The sequence below is a fragment of the Streptomyces sp. NPDC087263 genome, assembly GCF_044744645.1.
Taxonomy (GTDB): domain Bacteria; phylum Actinomycetota; class Actinomycetes; order Streptomycetales; family Streptomycetaceae; genus Streptomyces.
This window is the reverse complement of record NZ_JBIUYT010000014.1, coordinates 176,291-197,853: the sequence shown is the minus strand read 5'-3', so window position 1 is coordinate 197,853 and position 21,563 is coordinate 176,291. Positions and strand designations below refer to the sequence as shown.

24 protein-coding genes are annotated in these 21,563 nt (G+C 68.5%); 5 read left to right on the top strand and 19 right to left on the bottom strand.

Annotation, left to right across the window (positions count from 1 at the left end):
* Positions 1-41: 41 nt before the first annotated feature.
* The 4 genes from bla to ACIPC1_RS36425 are packed head-to-tail and all read right to left on the bottom strand — an operon-like array spanning position 42 to position 2,230.
* Positions 42-947, bottom strand: a complete 906-nt coding sequence (bla, locus tag ACIPC1_RS36440) for a class A beta-lactamase (RefSeq protein WP_402525192.1) — start codon at positions 945-947, stop codon at positions 42-44.
* Entirely contained in the window at positions 941-1,186 is a 246-nt protein-coding gene (locus ACIPC1_RS36435) for a DUF397 domain-containing protein (protein WP_384380980.1), read from the bottom strand. Before ACIPC1_RS36435 ends, bla begins: the two co-directional genes overlap by 7 nt.
* Positions 1,179-1,373, bottom strand: coding sequence for a DUF397 domain-containing protein (locus ACIPC1_RS36430; RefSeq protein WP_402525138.1), 195 nt, complete (start codon positions 1,371-1,373; stop codon positions 1,179-1,181). Before ACIPC1_RS36430 ends, ACIPC1_RS36435 begins: the two co-directional genes overlap by 8 nt.
* An 11-nt stretch (positions 1,374-1,384) precedes the next feature.
* On the bottom strand, positions 1,385-2,230 hold the full coding sequence (locus ACIPC1_RS36425; RefSeq protein WP_402525136.1) for a helix-turn-helix domain-containing protein: 846 nt from the start codon (positions 2,228-2,230) through the stop codon (positions 1,385-1,387).
* Positions 2,231-2,439: 209 nt separating this feature from the next.
* On the opposite strand from ACIPC1_RS36425, the gene ACIPC1_RS36420 reads away from it, so the two are divergent.
* Positions 2,440-2,883, top strand: a complete 444-nt coding sequence (locus ACIPC1_RS36420; protein WP_402525133.1) for an ATP-binding protein — start codon at positions 2,440-2,442, stop codon at positions 2,881-2,883.
* On the opposite strand, the gene ACIPC1_RS36415 is transcribed toward ACIPC1_RS36420, so the two are convergent.
* The 6 genes from ACIPC1_RS36415 to ACIPC1_RS36390 form a co-directional block, all read right to left on the bottom strand.
* The gene (locus ACIPC1_RS36415; RefSeq protein ID WP_402525130.1) at positions 2,880-4,109 is read right to left on the bottom strand and encodes an ABC transporter permease; all 1,230 of its coding nucleotides are present in this window, start codon (positions 4,107-4,109) and stop codon (positions 2,880-2,882) included. The two genes, ACIPC1_RS36420 and ACIPC1_RS36415, sit on opposite strands and share 4 nt — an antisense overlap.
* A complete protein-coding gene (locus ACIPC1_RS36410) occupies positions 4,106-4,783 on the bottom strand; it encodes an ABC transporter ATP-binding protein (RefSeq protein WP_402525128.1) in 678 nt (225 codons plus the stop codon). The genes ACIPC1_RS36415 and ACIPC1_RS36410 overlap by 4 nt, the downstream gene beginning before the upstream one ends.
* Positions 4,784-4,815: 32 nt before the next feature.
* Complete coding sequence (locus ACIPC1_RS36405) at positions 4,816-5,316, bottom strand: hypothetical protein (RefSeq protein ID WP_402525125.1); 501 nt, start codon at positions 5,314-5,316, stop codon at positions 4,816-4,818.
* A gap of 71 nt (positions 5,317-5,387) precedes the next feature.
* On the bottom strand, positions 5,388-6,134 hold the full coding sequence (locus tag ACIPC1_RS36400; RefSeq protein WP_402525122.1) for an SAM-dependent methyltransferase: 747 nt from the start codon (positions 6,132-6,134) through the stop codon (positions 5,388-5,390).
* Positions 6,135-6,413: 279 nt separating this feature from the next.
* On the bottom strand, positions 6,414-7,769 hold the full coding sequence (locus ACIPC1_RS36395) for a cytochrome P450 (protein WP_402525119.1): 1,356 nt from the start codon (positions 7,767-7,769) through the stop codon (positions 6,414-6,416).
* The gene (locus tag ACIPC1_RS36390) at positions 7,766-8,764 is read right to left on the bottom strand and encodes a hypothetical protein (RefSeq protein WP_402525116.1); all 999 of its coding nucleotides are present in this window, start codon (positions 8,762-8,764) and stop codon (positions 7,766-7,768) included. Before ACIPC1_RS36390 ends, ACIPC1_RS36395 begins: the two co-directional genes overlap by 4 nt.
* 398 nt (positions 8,765-9,162) lie before the next feature.
* Here ACIPC1_RS36390 and ACIPC1_RS36385 point away from each other — a divergent pair, with 398 nt between their 5' ends.
* The gene (locus ACIPC1_RS36385) at positions 9,163-10,170 is read left to right on the top strand and encodes an NlpC/P60 family protein (RefSeq protein ID WP_402525190.1); all 1,008 of its coding nucleotides are present in this window, start codon (positions 9,163-9,165) and stop codon (positions 10,168-10,170) included.
* Positions 10,171-10,363: 193 nt separating this feature from the next.
* The gene (locus tag ACIPC1_RS36380; protein WP_402525113.1) at positions 10,364-11,065 is read left to right on the top strand and encodes a phosphatase PAP2 family protein; all 702 of its coding nucleotides are present in this window, start codon (positions 10,364-10,366) and stop codon (positions 11,063-11,065) included.
* A gap of 74 nt (positions 11,066-11,139) precedes the next feature.
* Here ACIPC1_RS36380 and ACIPC1_RS36375 read toward each other — a convergent pair whose 3' ends face one another.
* The 3 genes from ACIPC1_RS36375 to ACIPC1_RS36365 form a co-directional block, all read right to left on the bottom strand.
* Positions 11,140-12,711 (bottom strand): FAD-binding oxidoreductase, encoded by a 1,572-nt coding sequence (locus tag ACIPC1_RS36375; RefSeq protein ID WP_402525111.1) that lies wholly within the window; start codon positions 12,709-12,711, stop codon positions 11,140-11,142.
* Between the two features lie 483 nt (positions 12,712-13,194).
* Positions 13,195-14,193: an anion permease gene (locus tag ACIPC1_RS36370; protein ID WP_402525108.1), complete on the bottom strand. Its 999-nt coding sequence runs from the start codon at positions 14,191-14,193 to the stop codon at positions 13,195-13,197.
* Positions 14,194-14,200: 7 nt separating this feature from the next.
* On the bottom strand, positions 14,201-14,821 hold the full coding sequence (locus ACIPC1_RS36365; RefSeq protein ID WP_384380959.1) for a DUF47 domain-containing protein: 621 nt from the start codon (positions 14,819-14,821) through the stop codon (positions 14,201-14,203).
* Positions 14,822-15,111: 290 nt separating this feature from the next.
* Here ACIPC1_RS36365 and ACIPC1_RS36360 point away from each other — a divergent pair, with 290 nt between their 5' ends.
* Positions 15,112-15,495: a metal-sensitive transcriptional regulator gene (locus ACIPC1_RS36360; RefSeq protein WP_402525106.1), complete on the top strand. Its 384-nt coding sequence runs from the start codon at positions 15,112-15,114 to the stop codon at positions 15,493-15,495.
* A 79-nt stretch (positions 15,496-15,574) separates the two neighbouring features.
* Here ACIPC1_RS36360 and ACIPC1_RS36355 read toward each other — a convergent pair whose 3' ends face one another.
* The gene (locus ACIPC1_RS36355; RefSeq protein ID WP_402525104.1) at positions 15,575-15,778 is read right to left on the bottom strand and encodes a hypothetical protein; all 204 of its coding nucleotides are present in this window, start codon (positions 15,776-15,778) and stop codon (positions 15,575-15,577) included.
* 124 nt (positions 15,779-15,902) lie between these two features.
* Positions 15,903-16,748, bottom strand: coding sequence for a hypothetical protein (locus tag ACIPC1_RS36350; protein ID WP_402525102.1), 846 nt, complete (start codon positions 16,746-16,748; stop codon positions 15,903-15,905).
* Between the two features lie 135 nt (positions 16,749-16,883).
* On the opposite strand from ACIPC1_RS36350, the gene ACIPC1_RS36345 reads away from it, so the two are divergent.
* Positions 16,884-17,063 carry a hypothetical protein gene (locus ACIPC1_RS36345; protein WP_402525100.1) on the top strand — a complete coding sequence of 60 codons (180 nt, stop codon included), beginning with the start codon at positions 16,884-16,886 and terminating at the stop codon, positions 17,061-17,063.
* A 111-nt stretch (positions 17,064-17,174) separates the two neighbouring features.
* On the opposite strand, the gene pstB is transcribed toward ACIPC1_RS36345, so the two are convergent.
* From pstB to pstS, 4 genes are all read right to left on the bottom strand, one after another.
* Complete coding sequence (pstB, locus tag ACIPC1_RS36340) at positions 17,175-17,951, bottom strand: phosphate ABC transporter ATP-binding protein PstB (protein ID WP_402525097.1); 777 nt, start codon at positions 17,949-17,951, stop codon at positions 17,175-17,177.
* 52 nt (positions 17,952-18,003) lie between these two features.
* A complete protein-coding gene (pstA, locus tag ACIPC1_RS36335; protein ID WP_384380941.1) occupies positions 18,004-19,062 on the bottom strand; it encodes a phosphate ABC transporter permease PstA in 1,059 nt (352 codons plus the stop codon).
* On the bottom strand, positions 19,059-20,066 hold the full coding sequence (gene pstC / locus ACIPC1_RS36330) for a phosphate ABC transporter permease subunit PstC (protein WP_402525093.1): 1,008 nt from the start codon (positions 20,064-20,066) through the stop codon (positions 19,059-19,061). The genes pstA and pstC overlap by 4 nt, the downstream gene beginning before the upstream one ends.
* A gap of 109 nt (positions 20,067-20,175) precedes the next feature.
* Positions 20,176-21,297 carry a phosphate ABC transporter substrate-binding protein PstS gene (gene pstS, locus ACIPC1_RS36325; RefSeq protein WP_402525091.1) on the bottom strand — a complete coding sequence of 374 codons (1,122 nt, stop codon included), beginning with the start codon at positions 21,295-21,297 and terminating at the stop codon, positions 20,176-20,178.
* Positions 21,298-21,563 lie beyond the last annotated feature (266 nt).

The window sequence follows — 21,563 nt, the reverse complement described above, 5'->3', positions numbered from 1 at the left end:
GTGTCCTGTTGGGCGTGGGCCGCCGCTCGTCGCCGTCCGCGTCAGTTCACGGCATCCGCCAGCACGGTGGCCGTCTTCGCGACCAGCGGGTTGTCCGCGGTGGCGGCCGGATCGGGCTTGGTGGTCAGCACGGCCACGACGACGGGGGTTCCGTCCGGGGTCCAGGCGATGCCCACGTCGTTGGCCGTCCCGTGCCGGCCCGTGCCCGTCTTGTCGGCGACCGTCCAGTCCTGGGGCAGGCCCTTGCGCAGGCGTTCACCGCCGGTCGTGTTGCCGAGGAGCCAGCCCGTCAGACGGGTGCGGTCCTCGGCGTCCAGCGCGTTGCCGAGTACGAGGTGCGCGTACGTGCGGGCGATGGCGCCCGGGGTGGTCGTGTCTTCCAACCGTCCCGGCTCCGCCGAGTTGAGGGCCGGCTCCCAGCGGTCCAGGCGGGTCTTCGGGTCCCCGAGTGACCGGCTGAAGCGGGTCACCGCCGTGGGGCCGCCGAGTTCTTGGAGCAGGAGATTGGCGGCGCCGTTGTCGCTGAAGCGGATCGCCGCGTCGCACAGTTCCTCGACGGTCAGGCCGGAGGCGATGTTCTCCGACTTGACGGTCACTGCCCCGCCTCCGGCCGCCTCGACGTACTCGGCCGTGTAGTGGATCCGCCTGGCGAGTGTCTCCCCGTGCCGGTCCAGGTCCCGCAGCACCGCCGCGACCGCCGGCGTCTTGAACACCGAACACATCGGGAAGAGCTCCGACGCCCGGTACCGCACGGTCGCCCCTGTGCGGAGGTTGTACGCGAACGCGCCGACCCTGGCGCCGTGTTGCTCTTCCAGTTCCCGCAGGCGGGTGTGTGCGGCGTTCCGGGTACGGGGGGTTGCTTGTGCCGGGCCTCCGGTGAGCGCGAGTGCGGCCGTTGTGGCCGTCGCGGTGAGCAGGGTGCGGCGTGTTGTTGTCGTACCTAGGATTTTTCTTCCTCCAGTTCCTCTACTCCCTCTACGAAGTGGTCGAACTCGCCTGCCTGTACGCCCAGTACGAACGCGTCCCACTTCTTCTGCGTAGTAGTGACGATGTTCGTGGGGTCACTGGTTTCACGGATGTAGACCAAGTCGTTGTCGCCGAAGGCGAGCTCGATCCAGGGGCCCGGGCCGGTCGCGTCGTCCGGGGCGGCGCGGATCCAGTCCAGGTTCGGGGGGATGTCAGCCACGGAGCGGTTCCTTGTGCTTGAGGGTGTGGAGGAGGGTGCGGAAGGTGGCGGGGGCGGCGGTGAGTATGGATGCGGTGGGGTCGCCGCTTTCGGTGAGATGGATCGTTCCGGCGGTGCCTGCGGCGACGTGCACGCAGGAATTGCCTTCGGGGCAGTAGGACGACTTCTGCCAGGTGAGTGTGGGCATCCTCGGCTCCTTCACAGGTCCTTGGTGATGTTGTGGATGAAGTCTTGCGACTCCTCGGGGCTGAGGGCCGCGGCCTCCATGCGATCGAGCAGTACGCGGTACTTGTTCAGCTGCGCGTCGGCGTCGAGGAACACCGGGCCGTGGGACTGGTCGAGGTTCACGGTGTCGAGTTGCGGTACGGGACCCTCGGCGTAGTAGATCGACTGGCCCGAGCCGGGGAAGATGCTGGCGTCGAACGGGATGACGTGAATCGCGATGTGCTCCCGCTCATTCAGGTCCAGCAGGTACTTGAGCTGGTCGCGGGTCACGCGGGGACCGCCGAACTTCATGCGCAGGGCGGCCTCGTGGACGATGACCTGCTGCGGGGTCGGTGGATCCCGGAAGAGGATGGCCTGCCGTTTGACCCGGAAGGACACCCGGTGTTCGACGTCCGGGGGCGGTAGCTCCGGCACGGCCTGTCGGAAGATCTCGCGAGCGTATTCCGTGGTCTGGAAGAGGCCGGGAATGTGTACGGTCACGGCGGTTCGCAGCCGTGTGGCGTGATGTTCGAGCTCGGCGAGGTCCAGCATGCCGGTCGGCAGGATCTCGCGGTACTCCTCCCACCAGCCCCGCCTGCGATCGGGTGCCAGGGCGGTGAGCGCCTCGACGAGGGGCTTGTCGGAGCAGTCGTAGTGACAGGCGATGGTGCGCAGACGGTCGGGGCTCACGCCGTGGCGGCCGGCCTCCATGTTGCTGACCTGGTTCTGCTTGATGCCGAGCAGCTGTGCGGCTTCCGTCGACGTCAGACCCGCTCGCTCACGCAGCTTGCGCAGTTCGGCCCCCAGCCGCAGTTGACGCCCGGTGGGGGTGGTTCTCATGGCCAACTTTCGACTCCCTTGGCACTGCCGTGTCACCCACACGCATGAACACTGAAGCACTTCGTGCATCTAGGTCTAATAACTTACAGCTTCGCGCTACCTTCTTCTCAAGGCGCCTCGCCCAGAAGCACCCCGCTCGACGGAGCGACCGCGGTCACTGGGCAACGTAACGACACCACCCAACTCCCCTCCGTGATCGGAGACTTCCGATGGCAACCGTATCCCCGTCCTGGGCCTACACCCTTCAACTCCCGCACGATCCCCGTGCCCCGGGCATCGCCCGAGCCACCCTCCGTACCGTCCTCGCCGCACACGACCTATCCGAACTCACCCCCACCGCCGAACTGTTGGCCTCCGAGCTGCTCACCAACGCCCACCTGCACACCCGGGGCCCGTACGCCCTGCGGCTGTTCGCCGCCGAGCCCGACCGGCTCCGTATCGCGGTCTGGGACACCGATCCGACCGTCCCGCCGGGCTTCGCGGAGAAGGGCGCCCCCGTACTCGTACCCCCGGAGGACGCCGAACACGGCCGCGGCCTGCACCTCGTACGGGCCTGCGCGGACGCGTGGGGCGTGTCCGTGCTGCGGGAGCTGGGGGCCTCGAAGGGCGGGAAGCTGCTGTGGGCGGAGTGCGGGGGCCAGGACCTGTCCTAGGCGAGCGCCTCGGTGGGGGACAGCCGTGACGCCCGTACGGCTGGGTAGAGGCCCGCGACCGCGCCGATCAGCAGGGTTGCTCCGGCGCCGCCGGCCATGGCCCACAGGGGGACGACCGTGGGCCAGTCCTGCGTGGTCGCGTAGGCCGTGGTCACACCGATGCCCAGGAGCAGGCCTCCGGCGCCGCCGAGCGCGGACAGCAGGAGGGACTCGGCGAGGAACTGGAGCCGGATCTGGCCACGATTGGCGCCGAGCGCGCGGCGCAGACCTATCTCGGAGCGCCGTTCCAGCACGGAGATCACCATGGTGTTGGCCACCCCGATGCCGCCGACGAGCAGCGCCACCGCGCCGAGCCCGAGCAGTAGCGCGCCCAGTGTGGAGTCGGCGGCGCGCTGGGCGGCGAGCGCGTCCGACGGCCTGGAGACCTGGACCTCGGACGGCGCCTCGGGGTTGACCGTGGCCGCCAGCACGGTGCGTACGGCTTCGACGGAGGGTTCGGCGGATCGTACGTACAGCTCGGTGGGGTGGCCGTCGAAGGAGAGGAACTGTTCGGCGGCGGGCCAGCCGACCATCGCGGAACTGTCCAACTCGTCCGCCAGCGGGACCGGTTCGAGGATCCCGGTGACGCCGAACCACTGGTTCCCCAGCCACACCCGCGTCCCGGGCTCACGGATGTCCAGCCGTCGCGCGGCCGCCGCCCCGAGCACCACACCCGGATAGCGCGAGGTCGCCTCGTTGAGCCATACCCCTGTGCGCATGTGGCTGCCGACCGCCGTCGGCAGCCCGGCCTGGACCGCCACCACGGCGATGCTCCCGGTCTGCCCGGTGGGAATGTGGTCGTTGCGGTAGACGTGCGCCGTGACCCGGCCGATGGCGGCGACCGAGTGCACGGGGCCGATACGGCCGACCATCGTGACCGATTCCTCGGGGAGCCGGGCGGCGTCACCGAACATGGTGCTGCCCGGTTCGACGGTGAGGAGATTGGTGCCGAGCCGGTCCAGCGTGCGGTTCAGGTCGGCCCGGCTGGAGGTCGAGATACCGACGACGGCCAGCATGGCGGCGATGCCGATGGCGATCCCGAGCGCGGACAGTACCGCCCGCAGCGGGCGGGCGCGCAGTCCCGCCGCGCCGACGCGGGCCACATCGGTGGCGCCCAGCCGCGCGGGGACGAGTTCCGTACGTGGGTCCGCACCCGTTTCTGTCCGCCCTTCCGTGCCTGCACTCATGATTCGCCGCCCATTGCCCTGCCATCACGGACGTGTACCTGACGCGGTAGTTCCGCCGCGATCTCCCGGTCATGAGTGATGACGACGACCGTCGTCCCGGCCGCGTGCAGGTCTCGCAGTACCCGCATCACCGCCTCGCCGGCCGACGAGTCGAGGTTGCCGGTCGGCTCGTCGGCGAGCAGCAGCGCCGGCGACCCGACGACCGCGCGGGCGATCGCCACGCGCTGCCGCTCCCCGCCGGAGAGCTGGTGCGGCAGGTGGTCGAGCCGGTGGTCGAGCCGTACGCGTTCCAGCGCCTCGGCCGCCTCCCGTCTGCGCTCGCGCTGCGGTACGCCCGCATAGAGCAGGCCGTCGGCCACGTTGTCCAGTACGGGCACTCCGGCGGCGAGATGGAACTGCTGGAAGACGAAACCGATGCGCCGGGCTCGCAGTGCCGACACCTTTCGGTCCGAAAGCACGGCGATGTCGTGCCCGGCGATGCGGACCGTGCCGGCGGAGGGCCGGTCGAGGGTGCCGACGATGTGCAGCAGGGTGGACTTGCCGGAACCGGACGGGCCGACGATGCCCAGCATTTCGCCGTAGTCGATGGCGAGGTCGACATCCCGGAGTGCGACGACCCCGCCGGGATAGGACTTGGACACGTCCTTCAGCTCGACCACTCTCGTCCCGCTCATCGGGGTCATCGGGGTCATCGGGCTTGCCGGGCTCATCCGGGTATTCCCACGCGCTGACCCGCGCTGATGCCGGATCCGCTCACCTCGACCCAGCCGTCGGCGAAGAGGCCGGTGCGTACCGCGACGATGGCGGTGTGGGTGCCGTCCACCGTCTCCAGCCCGTAGCCACCCTCGGCCAGCGCGAGCAGCGCCGCGACCGGAACGGTCAGGACGTCCTTGCGGGTCTCGACGGTGTGGCGGACGTCGACCGGCGTCGCTTCCAGGCTGCCGAGCGCCGTCTGGCGGGCGACGGTGACGGTGACGGGCACGGTGGCGGTGTCCGTGCCGGTGGCCGCATCGTCGCCTTGGCCGCCCTCGCCGGAGGGCTGAGCCGCGGTGGCGTCCGTACCCACCCTGGAGACCGTCCCCGCGACCGTCTTCCCACCCGGCAGGGCGACCGTCACCTTCGTCCCCTTGACCGCCCAGGCGGTGTCGGCCGCGCGGACGTCGACGGTGACCACCTTGGTCGTGGCGGTGCCGCGTCGCGGACGCACTCGTCCAGACGTGAGCCCGGCTCCAGGCGGTGAGCCCCGGCGCCGGGGCGCCGGGGCTCGGTGAGGGTGCGTCAGCGGTTCATCAGGGCGAAGACGCCCCAGCCCAGGTACTCGCGTTGGTAGCGGGCGTGGCGGGCGGGGGCGCTGGTGAGTTCCGCGCGCATTTCGGGAGCCAGGTCGTCGCCGGGGTTCTCGTCGAGCCAGCGGCGGATGTTGAGCCACTGGGCGGCCGCATAGCGGTCCCAGCTGTCCTGGTCGGCGAGGACCATCTCGACCACGTCGCAGCCGAGTTCGCCGAACTGCTCGAGCAGCTCCGGCAGCGGGAGGAAGTCCTCCTTGGCGGAGGCGTGGCAGGCCTCGACGGTGGTCCGGTCCGGGGGGTCGAGGCGCCAGTACGGTTCGCCGATCAGGATCATGCCGCCGGGCGCGAGGCTGCGCCGGAGGAGTTCGACCGTGCCGGCCGCGCCGCCGCCGATCCAGGTGGCGCCGAGGCACGCGGCGATGCCGACCGGCTCGTCGGCCACGTGGCCCGACGCGTCTGCGTGGGTGAAGCCGACCCGGTCGGCGACGCCCAGTTCGACGGCTCGGGCGCGGGCGCCTGCGATGAACACGGTGCTGATGTCCACGCCGATGCCGGTCAACTGGTGGTCGCGCGCCCAGGTACACAGCATCTCGCCCGTGCCGCAGGCGAGATCGAGCATGCGGGTCCCCGGCGGCGGGCTGAGCGCCTCGCCCAGGGTGGCCAGCTTCTCGCTGGTGAAGGGGTTGTGGATGCGATGGCCGCTCTCGCGGATGGTGAAGCTACGTGGAAGATCCACTTCTGGGGTTCCCTCGGTCCAAGGTGGTTGCTGCACTGGTGATGGCTGGGGTTGGCGGCCGGTGGGAGTTGGCCGCGCTTGCCTGGACCGTCATCAAAAGCACCTCATCGGAAGCAGCAACGCCTGGACCGGGCGAGGTTAGGACTGTCGGGCCGGTGACGTCCATCGGTTATCGGCTCCGGCGGACCCACTGACCGTTCTCGTACTCCCGGAAAGCGCGGAGGGCGGAGAGGGGCGATGGTTATGTGCGTGCCGGTCTCCGCCCCCGCTCCGCTCACCTCAGTCCTCTGTCGGCCCCGTACGCGGGGTGAGGGTCATGGTCACGTGGTCCAGGCGTGAGATCACGCGGTACAGGTGTTTGGGGGCCGGTCCTGGTGCCGGCGTCAGGTTCCAGCGGGACAGGATCGCGGCGAGGACGACGGTCATCTCCATCCATGCGAACGTGTTGCCGATGCACTGGCGGTTGCCCTCGCCGAACGGGAGATAGGCGCCGCGGGGAAGGTCCTTGACCGAGATCCGCAGCCAGCGGTCCGGATCGAAGGTGAGCGGCTCGTCGTAGACGGCGGGATCGCGATGCAGGGTCGAGATGCTGAACAGGACCTCGCTTCCGGCGGGCAGCCGAGTGTTGGCCAGCGTGACGTCGGTCGTGGTGCGTCGCATCAGCAGCCATGTCGGGGCGTGCAGGCGCAGCGATTCGGTCAGCACGCGGCCGGTGTACTCCAGTTTCGGGAGATCCTCGGCGGTGATCGGGCGACCCTGGAGTACTTGGTCCAGTTCGGCGTGTACGCGGGCCTGTACGTCCGGGTGGCGACCGAGTTCGTACAGGACCGAGCCGATCGAGCTGCCGACGGTCTCGGCACCGGCGAGCATCAGCGTGACCAGCTCGTCGCGTACCTGAAGGTCGGTCATGCCCTGTCCCGTTTCGGCGTCGCGGGCGGCGAGGACGAGGGACAGCAGGTCGTCGTGGTCGGTTCCGTCGGTGCGGTACGCGGCGATCACCTGGTCGATGACCTCACGGATCCGCTCGTGAGCGTTGTTGAAGCGCCGGTTTGCCGGAGTGGGAAGCCGATGCAGTCCGTCGACCGGGAAGAGAGTCCGCCAGGTGACGCCGTCCACCACGATCGGCAGGCTCTTCTGGATCTCGTCGACCGCCTGCCGGCCGAGGTCGGTGGTGAACAGAGTGGCGGTGACGATGGCCAGCGCGAGCTCGTCGAGACACCTCATGAGCTCGACCGGCTGTCCGGGTTTCCAGCTCTCCGCGAGTTCCTGGGCCTTTTCGTCCATCGCCGTGAAGTAGTGGTTGATCTTCTGCCGGTGGAACGCGGGCTGGAGGAGGCGGCGTTGGCGACGGTGGAATTCACCGCCGGACGTCATGATGCCGTCTCCGAGGAAATGCCGGGCCTTGTCGAACAGTTGGCCCTTTTCGAAACTGTCGGCCTTGGTGACGAGGATTTCGTGCAGGATTTCCGGCCGGGTGACCACATATACGGGCAGCGGCCCGAGGTGGAGTTTGACGACGGGGCCGATTTCTCCCAGCCGAGCGAGGAACTGGAGGGGGTTTCGCTGTAGGGGTACGGCATGCCCGATCAGGGGGAGCCGCCCCGGGGCGGTGGGTACGACCGTGGTGGCAGTCATGCCGGCCTCACTTCGTCGAGAACGTCGGCGGCGTTGTAGTCGGCGACGTTGTAACGGCGCGTCTCCAGGGACCAGTCGAGGTTGCCCGTCATCCAGAACCTCAGGTCGTCGAGATAGCGGTGCAGTTGCGGGCTGGCCTGGGCCCGGGCGGTGGCCTCCTGTTCGAGGTACTGGCGCACCGCGTGGTCGTGCATCTGCCCCGCGCGGTGCAGCGCCTCGGGCATGTCGATGCCGTACTGCGCGGAGAGGATGGGAGGCAGGCTGTGCACGCTCCGGCTGCGGGCCACTTCCTTGGGGTAGGAGAGGATGTCGTTGGCCCAGCAGGCGATGTTCGTGGCCTGCTGGGCCAGCGACATCACGTGCGGGTTCGCGAAGTCCTCCTGCGGCAGTACGAACCCTCCCGCCACGTCGATGAGAGCCATGCAGGTGGGGACGGCGCCGCTGTGGCGGCGCATGTGGACGTACTCCACCAGTGTCGGAGCGGTCTGCCGGCTTCGGTTCGCGGCCTCCCAGCACTGGGCGAGGAAGTAGCCGGTGACCGAATGCACGAAGCGCATCCACTGCATGGGCGCCGAGTGGACGAGGATGCGGTCCCTGAGATCGGCCAGTGCTCCCATGAACGGGTCGGCGGCGTCGGGCTCTTGGCCGGGGTCCTCGAGGATGCGCAGGTAGTCCACGACGGTCCGGGCGAGCAGTTCGGGATCCTCGCCCGTGGCGGACTCGTCGCAGAAGGCGTCGTCGAAGGCGAAGAGCCACAACTGCCAGTCCGCGAGCAGTTGGAGACCGACCGGCTCGCTGCGCGGGCTGGTCCGCCCTGCTAAGCGCCCGACGCGCAGTCCTGCGTACTCGGCGGTCATCGCGGAGTCGAGGATGTTCATCTGGCCGGCCCAGCCGATGGCCTGCGCGTCGATCTCGTTGGCGTACGGGCTGATCTCTGACGGGAACGGGTAGCTCAGCGGGGGCAGGGTGAGGGGGGCCCGCAGTTTTCCTTGCATGGTTCTCCACACAGATCGTGTGCCAGTGGGGGGCAGGACGTGCTGTTGGGCATGCCAAGTCGGGGTGTATGAAATGCCGGTGACTCGGCGGCGTGGGTTGGGGGGTGGGGGATCTGCTTTGCGAAGGCGCATCCCGAGAGCGCCATCCCGACGCCTTGATGATCACACGGCGTCACGAATTGCCACAATGGGTCTTTCATTAAGTGAGAGATCACTACCGTTAGAAGTTGATAGTCGAAAGGTAAGAATCGACTGATGGCGAAATGCGACCGCCGCGGTCGAGCTGTCGTCCCGCCCCCGGCTCCGGCAGGCGCGGCTTCTCTTTGCGCGTGATCATCACTTCGCACAGTGCCCGCCTCTACACTGACCTCGGCGGACTCCCGGGCGGTGAGGGGCGGTTGACGGTGCGTAAGGCATGGGTCGTGGCGATCGCCGCCGTCGGGGGCGGGATCAGCTTCGTGATGGTGCTCGTCGTCGGCGTCTACCTGGTCGCGGGGAACCTCGCGGGCGGGGTCGGCGGAGGAGCGGTCACGCTCGCCAAGGGCGCCGTGCCCGCCGCGTACCAGACGCTCGTACAGAAGTGGGGCAATCTGTGCAGCGCCATCAACCCGGCGCTGCTGGCCGCGCAGCTGTACCAGGAGAGCGGGTTCAACCCGACCGCCCAGAGCCCGGCGGCGGCGCAGGGGATAGCGCAATTCATCCCGGGAACCTGGTCGACCCACGGAATCGACGGCGACGGGGACGGCGACCGCGACGTATGGGATCCGAATGACGCGATTCCGTCTGCCGCTTCGTACGACTGCGAGCTCGCCTCGTACGTGAAGGACGCGCCGGGGGACCCCACGCACAACATGCTCGCGGCCTACAACGCGGGGGCGTACGCGGTCATCAAGTACGGGGGAGTGCCGCCGTACAAGGAGACCCAGAACTACGTGAAGACGATCACCACGTTGCAGGCGAGTTTCGCCGCGCCGGTGACCCGGGTCGACCCCTCCAAGCAGGCCGCGGTGGCCATCTCGTACGCCCAGGAGAAGCTCGGCACGCCCTACCTGTGGGGCGGGAACGGTACCGCTGACCAGGGCGGACGCTTCGACTGCTCAGGGTTGACGAAGGCCGCGTACGAGAGTGTCGGGGTCACGCTTCCGCGGGTCGCCAACGACCAGTACAACGCGGGGCCGCACCCCTCGCGGGACGAGCTGATGCCAGGGGACCTGGTGTTCTTCTCGGACGACCTCACCGACTCCCGGGCCATCCGGCACGTGGGCATCTACGTGGGCGGCGGATACATGATCGACGCGCCCAGGACGGGTGCCGTCATCCGCTTCGACCCCGTCGACACCCCCGACTACTTCGGAGCCACCCGGGTGACCGAAGATGGCGCGAAAGCATTGCCCACGACGGTCTGAACCTGCCCTCTGAGCTGCGGCGATGTGTCTCTCTTCGATAACGTCTGAGTGATCATTCGGTGGAGGGTGGAACGTATATCAGGGGAGTGTGCGTTCCTTTTCTCGTAGAGCGGATCTACGACCACGGGGGTGGGACAGAGCGCCGCACGAAAGGCTGCGCGCGCGGGAAAGACGACGAAGGGGCCACAGTGCCATGGCTGGACTCGCCGAATCCGGTTCCAACCCCGACGTCAACCTGCTCTACGACATCAATGGCCTGGCCAAGGACGCGCCGCGGTGGTTCGACCGCGGGGTCGAGTTCGTGGGTGAGTACGGGCTGTTGATCGCGATGGCCCTGCTGGTGGTCGGGTGCTGGTGGGCCGTGCGTCGGCGGGGCGGCGAGGATGCCGCACCGACCGTGGCCGCGGTGATCTGGGCGCCGCTGGCCGCCGCGATCGCGGTGCTGGTGAACGTGCCGATACGGGGTTTCGTGGCGCGTCCCAGACCCTTCGTCGACCACCGGGACCTGGACGTGCTGGTGTCCGGCAAGACCGACTACTCCTTCGTCAGCGACCACGCGACCCTCACCATGGCGGTGGCGGTCGGACTCTTCGTCGCCCACCGGAAGTTCGGGCTGGTCGGCATAGGGCTCGCGCTGGTCGAGGGGTTCTGCCGGGTCTACATGGGCGTGCACTACCCGACCGACGTGATCGGCGGCTTCGCCCTCGGCACGGCGGTCGTCCTGCTGCTGTCCCCGCTCGCCATGCTGCTGCTGACGCCGTTGACCAAGGCCGTGGAGGGGTCGGCGCTGGTCGGAGGGCTGATCCGGGCGCGGGGAGCGGCCCTGACGGGGGAAGAAGCGGTCATCGCGGGGGCTCAGGAGGAGCGGCCCGAGGACCGGGATCTGGCTGCGTAGCTCGTCGCGTGGCTTCCTGCACAGATTCCCGCGTGGCTCACCTCACCGTGTAGCTCCTCGTGTGCGCCCTCTGCTCAAATCGCCTGCGGGAACGTGAAGACGCGGCTCGGGTCGTACAGCCTTTTCAGGGTGGTCAGGCGCGGGGCCGCGTCGCCGTAGTACGCCTTGCGCCAGTTGGTGAGGGTGGGGTCCGCGTAGTTCTGGTAGGCGGCGCCCGAGGCGTACGGGGACATGGCCTTGTGGGCGGTGGACAGCCAGGACTGGGCGGTGGTGCCGGACGTGCCGGCCGTCCAGGAGACGATGTACTGGGCGAGCATCCGCGAGCCGCGGTGGACGAAGGCCGTGGAGGTGGGGGAGACCCGGTTGATCGCGCCGCCGAGTGCCGTCAGGGCGATGCTGCCCGCGCCGCCCCGGACCGTCGAGAGCTGGTTCAACAGGGTCTGGACACCGGCCGAGGACAGGGAACGGTCGAAGAAGTCCGAGCGTGCCGCGTACGTCTCGCGGCCCAGCGCGCCCTGCGAGGAGCGGCCCGGGGTCGAGCCCGGCAGGTGACACTGGGCGTCGGTGGAGAAGGACGAGCAGCCCGCGTACACCTCCATCGATTCCTCGTAGGACCGGCGCTTCAGCGAGACGCTGGTCGCGGAGGCACCGATCGTGTCGGCCAGGCGGTCCACGGCGTTCTGGAGCTCGCCGTACGTGCCGAGGGAGAACGCCGCGATGGAGATCGTGGGGGTGCCGCCGGGCACGTTCGCGAGGTGGCACGAGGACCAGATCTCGTCCGGCTGGGCCGGGCCCCACTCCTGCCAGGCCTTGACCACGGCGGCGGCCTTGGACCAGGGCCAGGACATGTAGGCGGATACGGCCTGGGGCGCGGGGTGGGTCTTGTACTGGAGCTCGGTGACGATGCCGAAGTTGCCGTTCCCGGCGCCGCGCAGGGCCCAGAAGAGGTCCTTGTGGTCGGTGGCGTTCGTGGTGAGCTGCTTGCCGTCGGCCATGATCAGTGTTGCCTGCGTGAGGCTGTCGCAGGTCAGGCCGTACGCGCGGGAGACCACGCCGTGGCCGCCGCCCAGGGTCAGGCCGGAGATGCCGACGGTGGGGCAGGAGCCGGCGGGGATCGTGACGCCCTTCGCGGCGAGGGCGCGGTAGACGTCGATCAGTTTGGAACCGGCGCCCACCACCGCCTCGTTGGCGCTCGCGCGGATCTGGTTCAGCTTCGATACGTCGATGACCAGGCGGTCGTTTCCGGAGGACCAGCCTCCGTAGGAGTGGCCGCCGTTGCGGATCGAGATCTTGATGGCGTGGGTGCGGGCGTAGGCCATGGTGGTGCGGATGTCGTCCGCGGTGGCGACGTACGCGACCGCGGTGGGCTTCAGGGTGTCGAAGCGGGTGTTGTAGAGCTGGTGGGCTGCTGGCCACGTGGCGTCGCCCGGGCGGAGCAGGGTGCCGTCCAGGTCGGTGGCGAGGGCGGTCCAGTTTGCGGCGGACTTGGTGCTGGTGCTGGTGCTGGTGGTTGCGGTTGTGCGGAGGGGGGCGCTGGGAGTGCCGGTGCCGGTGCTGTCGCTGCCCATGCCGTTGCCCTTGCACGCCGTTGTGGCTGCCGCCGCGAGTGTGGCGGCAGCCCCGCCTATGAACGTACGCCGTTGCATGTGCGCCTCTCCGTTGGTTCCGTGGGAGGAGACGAGTCCCCAGGGTTGGGGGTTCCAATTGCGGGGCGTCTGCGGGTTGGGTGGGGCTGGGGGTGGGTTTTTTCGCCCCCTCCGCCCCTTCCCGTCCCGTCCCGTATCTGGGGGCTGCCGCCCCCAGGCCCCCGCTGTCGGCCTGAACGGCCTCGTCCTCAAACGCCGGACGGGCTGGAAGGCCCTCCCCGGCCGGGGCTGGAGAGTGCCGTCCTCATGGGTGGGTGGGGGATGGGGATGGTGGTGCCTGGTCTTCGAACGGCGGACGGGCTGGAAGATCCTGCCCGGCCGGGGTTGAAGAGTGCCGTCCCCATGGGCTGAGAATCTCCGGCTCGGGTGAGATTTTCAGCCCCTCCGGCGTTTGAGGAGCGGGGTCTGGGGCGGAGCCCCGGGAACAAGGGACGGGTAGGGGCGGAGGGGGCGAAAGAATGCCCTACAGGAACGGGAACGCCCCTACAGGAACGCCAGGTTCACAACCCAGAAGCTCACGGCCGCTACCAGGGCCGCTGCCGGCATGGTGATGAACCAGCCCAGGATGATGTTCTTGGCGATTCCCCAGCGGACGGCCTTGAGGCGCTTGGTGGCGCCGACGCCCATGATGGCGGAGGTGATGACGTGGGTCGTGGAGATGGGGGCCTTGAAGAGGTAGGCCGAGGCGAACATGATCGACGCGCCGGTTGTCTCCGCGGCGAAGCCCTGGGGAGGGTCGAGTTCGATGATTTTGCGGCCCAGCGTGCGCATGATGCGCCAGCCGCCGGCGTACGTGCCGAGGGACAGCATCACGGCACAGACGATCTTCACCCAGACCGGGATCGGATCCCCCGCGTCCTGGACGTCGGCGATGACCAGGGCCATCACCACGATGCCCATGGTCTTCTGGGCGTCCTGGAGGCCGTGGCCCAGGGCCATGCCGGCGGCGGAGACGGTCTGTGCGATGCGGAATCCACGCTTGGTCTTGTGGGGGTTGGAGCGGCGGAACAGCCACATGATCGCGGTCATCACCAGGTAGCCGACGATCAGGCCGACGACCGGGGAGACGAACATCGGGATCACGACCTTCTCCAGCACGCCGTGCCAGTAGACCGTCGTTCCGCCGGCGAGCGCCGCGCCCACCATGCCGCCGAACAGGGCGTGAGAGGAGGAGGACGGCAGCCCGAAGTACCAGGTGACCAGGTTCCAGGTGATCGCGCCGATGAGGGCGGCGAAGAGGATCCCCATGCCCTTCGAGCCCTCGGGGGTCTGGATCAGGCCCTCGCTGACCGTCTTGGCGACACCGCTGCCGAGGAACGCTCCCGCGAGGTTCATCACCGCGGCCATCGCGAGCGCCGCCCGCGGCGTGAGTGCCCGCGTCGACACGGAGGTCGCGATCGCGTTCGCCGAGTCGTGGAAGCCGTTCGTGTACGTGAATCCGAGCGCGACGCCAATGGTCACGATCAGGGCGAAGGTGTCCATGAAGAGGTCAGGACTCCTTGACGGCGATGGTCTCCACCGTGTTCGCCACGTGCTCGAACGCGTCGGCCGCTTCCTCCAGCACGTCCACGATCTGCTTGAGCTTGAGCACGTCCATGGCCTCGTACTTGCCGTTGAAGAGCTGGGCGAGCAGCTTGCGGTGGATCTGGTCGGCCTGGTTCTCCAGGCGGTTGACCTCGATCCAGTACTCGGTGAGGTTGTCCATGGTGCGGAGGTTCGGCATGGCCTCCGCCGTCAGCTCGGCCGCCCTGGCCAGCACCTCGATCTGCTGCTCCACACCCTTGGGGAGCTCCTCGACCTGATACAGCACGACCAGGTCGACGGCCTCCTCCATGAAGTCCATGATGTCGTCGAGGGACGAGGCCAGGTTGTAGATGTCCTCACGGTCGAACGGCGTGATGAACGAGGAGTTCAACTGGTGGAAGATCGCGTGCGTGGCGTCGTCACCGGCGTGTTCCGCGGCCCGCATACGCTCTGCGATCTCGGTCCGGCCGGAGGCGTCGGCCCCGAGCAGTTCCATGAGGAGTTTCGAGCCCGTGACGATGTTGTCCGCGGATGCGGAGAACATGTCGTAGAAGCTCGTCTCCCTGGGGGTCAGACGAAAGCGCACGTGGGGTCCTCGGGATGCTTCGGTTTCGGTCAGGGTGATGCTAGGCGCATCATCCGGCCACGGCTAATGGGCCGTCTCCCAGTGTCGCCCATCGGGCACAGTGATCAGCACAGGGTCCGGTCCCGGGATCGGGCAAGGGCCCTATACCCAGCAAAGTTCGATACCATATACCTACTAGGGGTATATGTATGCGGCGAACCGGACGGGATCTCGACAGGGACCTCCGGAATATCCCCCGAGGTGTCCCACGGGCCCTCCGGGACCGCCGACAGGATCATCAGGAGGACGCGATGACGACCACCGAGGCCGGCGCGACGGCGCCCTCCGGCGAACCCCGGGCGACGCTCTCCGGCGAACCCCCGCAGCAGCTCGTGACCGACCACGACCGGGGTATCCACGGCTACCACCATCAGAAGGACGAGCACCTCAAGCGCCTGCGCCGGATCGAGGGCCAGATCCGCGGTCTGCAGCGGATGGTCGACGAGGACGTCTACTGCATCGACATACTCACCCAGGTCTCCGCCTCCACGAAGGCCCTCCAGTCCTTCGCCCTCCAGCTCCTGGAGGAACACCTGCGCCACTGCGTCGCGGACGCGGCCGTCAAGGGCGGCGACGAGATCGACGCGAAGGTCGAGGAAGCGACGAAGGCGATCGGGCGACTGCTGCGTACGTGACGTACATCCCCGTACGCGGGGTGGTGGGGAAGGGAACCGTGTGGCGGGGACCGGGCCACGTCCGACTGGCCGGAACGGGCTACAGGTTCATGGCCCGAGCCTGTGGGTGCTCACGCTCATGGGCGCGCGCTTCGGCCACTTTCAGTACCTCGTCGATGCTCTCAAGACTGAGCCGGTCCTCGTGAGCGGCCGAGGCCGCGATGATCAGGTCTCCGCACAGCTCGATCTCGGCGAGGGCCACGTGGTCCTGAACTGCAGTACCGCCGACCGGAGCCACGTACATCACCTCTTCCTGCCGTCACCGACTTCCTAGAGTAGGTAGCGGCCTACACACCGCGCATGGCACGGAAGGGCCATTTCCGGCCCTCAACTCCTGCTACGCCCGCCCCTGCCCAGGACGCAGCCGCCTACTCCGCAATCTTCCCGGCGAAGATGTCCGCGGGCTCCGGGAGCTGTACGTCGGCGGCGACCCCGAAGTCGTACAGCAAGGTCGTCGAGGCGACGGCGACGGTGCCCTTCTGTGAGCCGTTGACGAAGCTGAAGCGGTGGCGGACCTTGCGCAGGCGTCCCTGGTCGTCGAGGTAGGCGTCGAACGGCACCTGCGCGGTGGCGAACCCTTTTGCCGCGGCCTTCAGTGCGTCCCGGTTGCCCTCCGACGCGCTCATGGCGGCGGCATTGAGGTCGGCCGTACCGCGGTAGTGCCGCACCGGGGTCCCGGCGATCTCGGTCCTCCCGACGTACGCCGCCGTCCGCGCCCCGCGCAGCAACTCGGCCGCCGCGTACGGATCGGTGGCGCCGCCGGTCACCAGGTTCCCGTCGGAGAGGCCGGCCGTGTCGACGCGGACCCACTTGTCGGCGGGCACGCCGGCGCCGCGGTTCTTCATGAACAGGGCGCCCGGGGCGAGGAGTTCGGTGATGGGCCGGTGTTCGTCGGTACCCGCGGGATCCTGCGGCAGCAGCACCTTCAGCCGGCCCCGCTGCTGCTCGAAGTCGTACACGCCCTCGCCCCGGATGGTGACCCGCGTTCCGCCGGTGGCCATCTCCATGGACGTACGGGTCTGCGCGCTGCCCGCCCGCCGCAGGGTGGCGGCGGCCCGGTGGACCACCTCGACGGGGTCGGCACCGGTGCGGGCGTCCTCGGTGACTCCGGCGCCGCCGGTGCATCCGGTGACACAGACACCGACCAGGAGTCCGGTCGCCGCGGCCGCGGCCGCCAACCGGCCGGACCGCCCGTCCTCCGCCACTCGCGCCATCACATGCGCCACCACATGCGCAACCATCGCCTGCTGACCCCCAGCCGGTCCGTCCCGGGGCTGTCGGACTCCCCGTCGTTCCGCTTAACGACGTGTGGGGGTGCTTGTCACGCGTCTGCGTGCCGTTTGATCGCGATGGGTAACGTTGTCAATGTGGCACCGCAGGAAGAGACCGCACAGGCCCAGGAACACCACACGACGACGGTCGAACAGGGCCGTTTCTGCTTCGCCCGCTGCTCCTGCGGCTGGCGCGGCCCGGCGCGAAGAGCCCGCAGCCTGGCCCGCACGGACGCGGCGGGGCATCCCCCGCGGTAGGAACACGGTGAGAAAGTGAGCGGGCCCGCCCCTGGAAGCCAGGGGCGGGCCCTTCTCGTCCTCGCGGTGGCACCGCCATGCAGCACCGCGAGGGGTAGGGGAGGCGTCGGCTCAGCCGAAACGGCCCGAGATGTAGTCCTCGGTGGCCTGGACCGACGGGTTGGAGAAGATGCGCTCCGTGTCGTCTATCTCGATGAGCCGGCCGGGCTGGCCGACCGCCGACAGGTTGAAGAAGGCGGTGCGGTCGGAGACGCGGGCGGCCTGCTGCATGTTGTGCGTCACGATGACGATCGTGAAGCGCTCCTTCAGCTCGCCGATCAGGTCCTCGATCGCGAGGGTGGAGATCGGGTCCAGGGCCGAGCACGGCTCGTCCATGAGGAGCACCTGCGGCTCCACCGCGATCGCCCGTGCGATGCACAGACGCTGCTGCTGACCGCCGGACAGGCCCGAGCCGGGCTTGTTCAGGCGGTCCTTGACCTCGTTCCAGAGGTTCGCGCCCTTGAGGGACTTCTCCACGATGTCGCTGAGCTCGGACTTCTTGTAGGAGCCGTTGAGCCTCAGGCCCGCCGCCACGTTGTCGAAGATCGACATGGTGGGGAAGGGGTTGGGGCGCTGGAAGACCATGCCGATCGTGCGGCGCACGGCGACGGGGTCGACGCCGTGCCCGTACAGGTCCTCGTCGTCAAGGAGCACCTTGCCCTCGACGCGCCCCCCGGCGGTGACCTCGTGCATGCGGTTGAGGGTGCGCAGGAAGGTCGACTTGCCGCAGCCGGAGGGGCCGATGAAGGCCGTCACGGAGCGCGGCTCGACCGTCATGGAGATGTCTTCGATCGCCTTGTGGGCGCTGTAGTAAGCGGTGAGTCCGCTTACGTCGATTCGCTTGGCCATTTCACTCAACTCTTCTTTCGAGGGGGAGACGTCAGTCGCTGATGTGGCCGCGTCAGCGACCTGTCTTCGGCGCCTTCCAGCGGGCGATGCCGCGAGCCGCCAGGTTGAGGATCATGATGAAGGCGATCAGGGTGAGCGACGCCGCCCAGGCACGGTCGTAGGCCGCGCCCGAGCCCGCGCTGTTCGCGTACTGCTGGTAGATGTACAGCGGCAACGAGGACTGCGCCCCCTCGAACGGGTTCGAGTTGATGAAGGGGTTGCCGAACACCAGCAGCAGCACCGGTGCGGTCTCGCCCGCGATACGGGCGATCGACAACATGATGCCGGTGGTGATGCCGCCGAGTGAAGTGGGCAGAACCACCTTCAGGATGGTGCGCCACTTCGGGATACCCAGCGCGAGGGAGGCCTCACGCAGCTCGTTCGGTACGAGCTTGAGCATCTCCTCGGTGGAGCGGACGACGATCGGCATCATCAGGATCGCCAGGGCGAGCGAGCCGGCGAAGCCGAAGGGCTGCATCTTGAACTGCACCATCAGGCTCAGGATGAACAGACCGGCGACGATCGACGGGATGCCGGTCATGACGTCGACGAAGAACGTGATGGCCCGGGAGAGGTTGCCGCGCCCGTACTCCACGAGGTAGATCGCGGTCAGGACACCGATCGGCACGGCCATCAGCGCGGCCAGGCCGACCTGCTCCAGGCTGCCGAGGATCGCGGCGTAGATGCCGCCGCCCGGCTCGGTGTCGGCGACGACTCCCATCGAGTGGGTCAGGAAGTAGACGTCGAGGACCTTCACACCGCGCGAGAGGGTCGTCCAGACCAGGGAGACCAGCGGCACCACGGCGAGGAGGAACGCGACCCAGACCAGGCTGGTCGCCACCCGGTCCTTGGCCTGCCGCCGGCCCTCGACGCGCGCGGCGATGCCGTACGTCCCGAGGACGAAGAGGATCGCGGCCATCAGGCCCCACTGGATACTGCTGTCCAGTCCGGCCGCGGCGCTGATACCGATACCCAGGGCGACCGACCCCGCGGCGATCGCCCACGGGCTCCACTTGGGCAGCCGTGCGCCCTGAAGGGTGCTGGGGCGCTTCACATTCAGGGTCTGGCTCATGCGTTGGCCCCCGAGTACTCCTTGCGGCGGGCGATGATCGCGCGGGCCGCGCCGTTGACCAGCAGGGTGATGACGAAGAGGACCAGACCGGAGGCGATGAGCGCGTCACGGCCCTGTTCCGTCGCCTCGCCGAACTTGCTGGCGATGTTCTGGGCGAAGGTGCCGCCGCCCGGGTCGAGCAGGCTGGCCTGGATGGTGAAGGTCGGCGAGAGGACCGTGGCGACGGCCATCGTCTCGCCGAGCGCACGGCCCAGGCCCAGCATCGAGGCGGAGATCACGCCGGAGCGGCCGAAGGGCAGCACCGACATGCGGATGACCTCCCAGCGGGTGGCGCCGAGGGCGAGTGCCGCTTCTTCGATCATCTGCGGGGACTGCCGGAAGACCTCGCGGCTCACGTTCGTGACGACCGGCAGGATCATGATCGCGAGCAGGATGCCGACGGTGAGCATCGAGCGCGGGGCGCCGCCCTGCCACTCGAAGATGCCGGTCCAGCCGAGGTAGTCGTTGAGCCAGCCGAAGAGGCCGTTCATGTGCGGGACGAGGATGAGGGCGCCCCACAGGCCGTACACGATGGACGGCACGGCGGCGAGCAGGTCGATGACGTACGAGATGGGGCCGCTGAGCCTGCGCGGGGCGTAGTGCGTGAGGAACAGCGCGATGGCGACCGCGATCGGGACCGCGATGACCATGGCGACGATCGAGGAGACCACCGTGCCGAAGGCCAGGACGGCGATGCCGAAGTCCGGCGGGATGGCGGTGGGGTTCCACTCGAACGTGGTGAGGAAGTTGCCCTCGTCCTTGCTGATCGCGAGGGAGGCGCGATAGGTGAGGAAGACCGCGATGGCGGCCATGATCACCAACAGGAAAATGCCCGAGCCGCGGGAGAGACCGAGGAAGACTCGGTCACCGGGTCGGGTGGCGCCGCGACTCGCGCGCTTCTGCTCGGTCTCGGACGGCTCGGGGATCGGGGGAGGAGCTTCGGTGTTCTTGGTCGATATACCCATCAGGATTCTCCGGTCTGCGGAGTCGCACGAGATGTGAGGCTCCTGGCGGCGGTGCACCGGACGCGGTGCGGTCCGGCCCCGTGGCGGGGCCGGACCGCACCGTCGGGATCTAGCTCAGGCCCGCGATGGTGGTGCGGACCTTGGAGATGATGTCGGCCGGGATCGGCGCGTAGCCGGCGGCGGGGAGGAGCGCCTGGCCGTCCTCACCGGCGATGTACGTCAGGAACGCCTTCGTGGCGGGCAGCGTGTCGGCCTTGTTGCCCTTGTCGCAGACGATCTCGTAGGTGACCAGGGTGATCGGGTACGCGCCCTCGGCCTTGGTCGTGTAGTTCAGCTGAAGCGCGAGGTCCGAGCCCGTGCCGACGATCTTGGCGTCGGCGATCGCCTTGGTGGCGTTGTCGACGGTGGCCTCGACGGGAGCGGCGGCACCCGTGTCCAGGGAGGCGGCGTTGATGCCGTCCTTGGCGTACGAGAGCTCCATGTAGCTGATGGCGCCGGAGGTCTGCTTGACCTGCGCGGCGACACCGCTGGAGCCGCTCGCGGACTGGCCGCCCTTGGCCTGCCAGGCCTTGCCGCCGTCGTACTTCCAGTTGCCGGGCGTCGCGGCGATCAGGTACTTGGTGAAGTTGTCCGTGGTGCCGGACTCGTCCGAGCGGTGGAACGCCTGGATCTTGAGGTCGGGCAGCGTGGCGTCGGGGTTCAGCGCCTTGATCGCGGCGTCGTTCCAGTTGGTGATCTTGCTGTCGAAGATCTTCGCGATGGTGGCCGCGTCCAGGACCAGCTTGTCGACACCCGGGACGTTGTAACCGACCGCGATCGGGCCGCCGACCATCGGGAGGTCGATGGCCTGGCCGCCGGTGCAGACCGCCTTGGAGGCCGTGACCTCTTCGGGCTTCAGCGCGGAGTCGGAGCCGGCGAAGGCGACCGTGCCCTGCGTGAACGCGGTGACGCCGGCGCCCGAGCCGCCGCCCTTGTAGTTGATCTGCACGCCACAGGCGGTGCTGAACTCCTTGACCCAGGCGTCGATCGCGTTCTTCTGCGCGGAGGAGCCGTCGGCCAGGAGCTGGCCCTTGGCGTCGTCACACTTGATCGAGCTGGTCGAGCCCGACGACGCGCTTGCGCCGGTGCTGGTGCCGGTGTCGTCCGAGCCGCACGCCGTGAGGGCCAGGGCGCCGGAGACGGCGAGAGCACCGAGGGTGATGGCCTGCCGGTTCATGCGCTGAAGCTTCACTTTTCGGGAGTTCCTTCCGGGAGCCGCCGTCTGGTGGCGGCGTGCGAAGTCTGTGTGATGCGGAGAAGGCTCCTGAATGCCCTTCGCACCTTGTAAGGCCGAAATTAGGCAGATCAGGTGAAGGCGCCGAAGGCCAAAAGTGAACGGAGGGTGAACCCCTGCGGACGGTGCGGTGAGGTCACGGAACGCTTACGTCGAGGACACAGAGAGATCCCGGGTTATGGGGCCCGAAAGGAAACTCTACGTAACCGATCAGGTGCGCACCT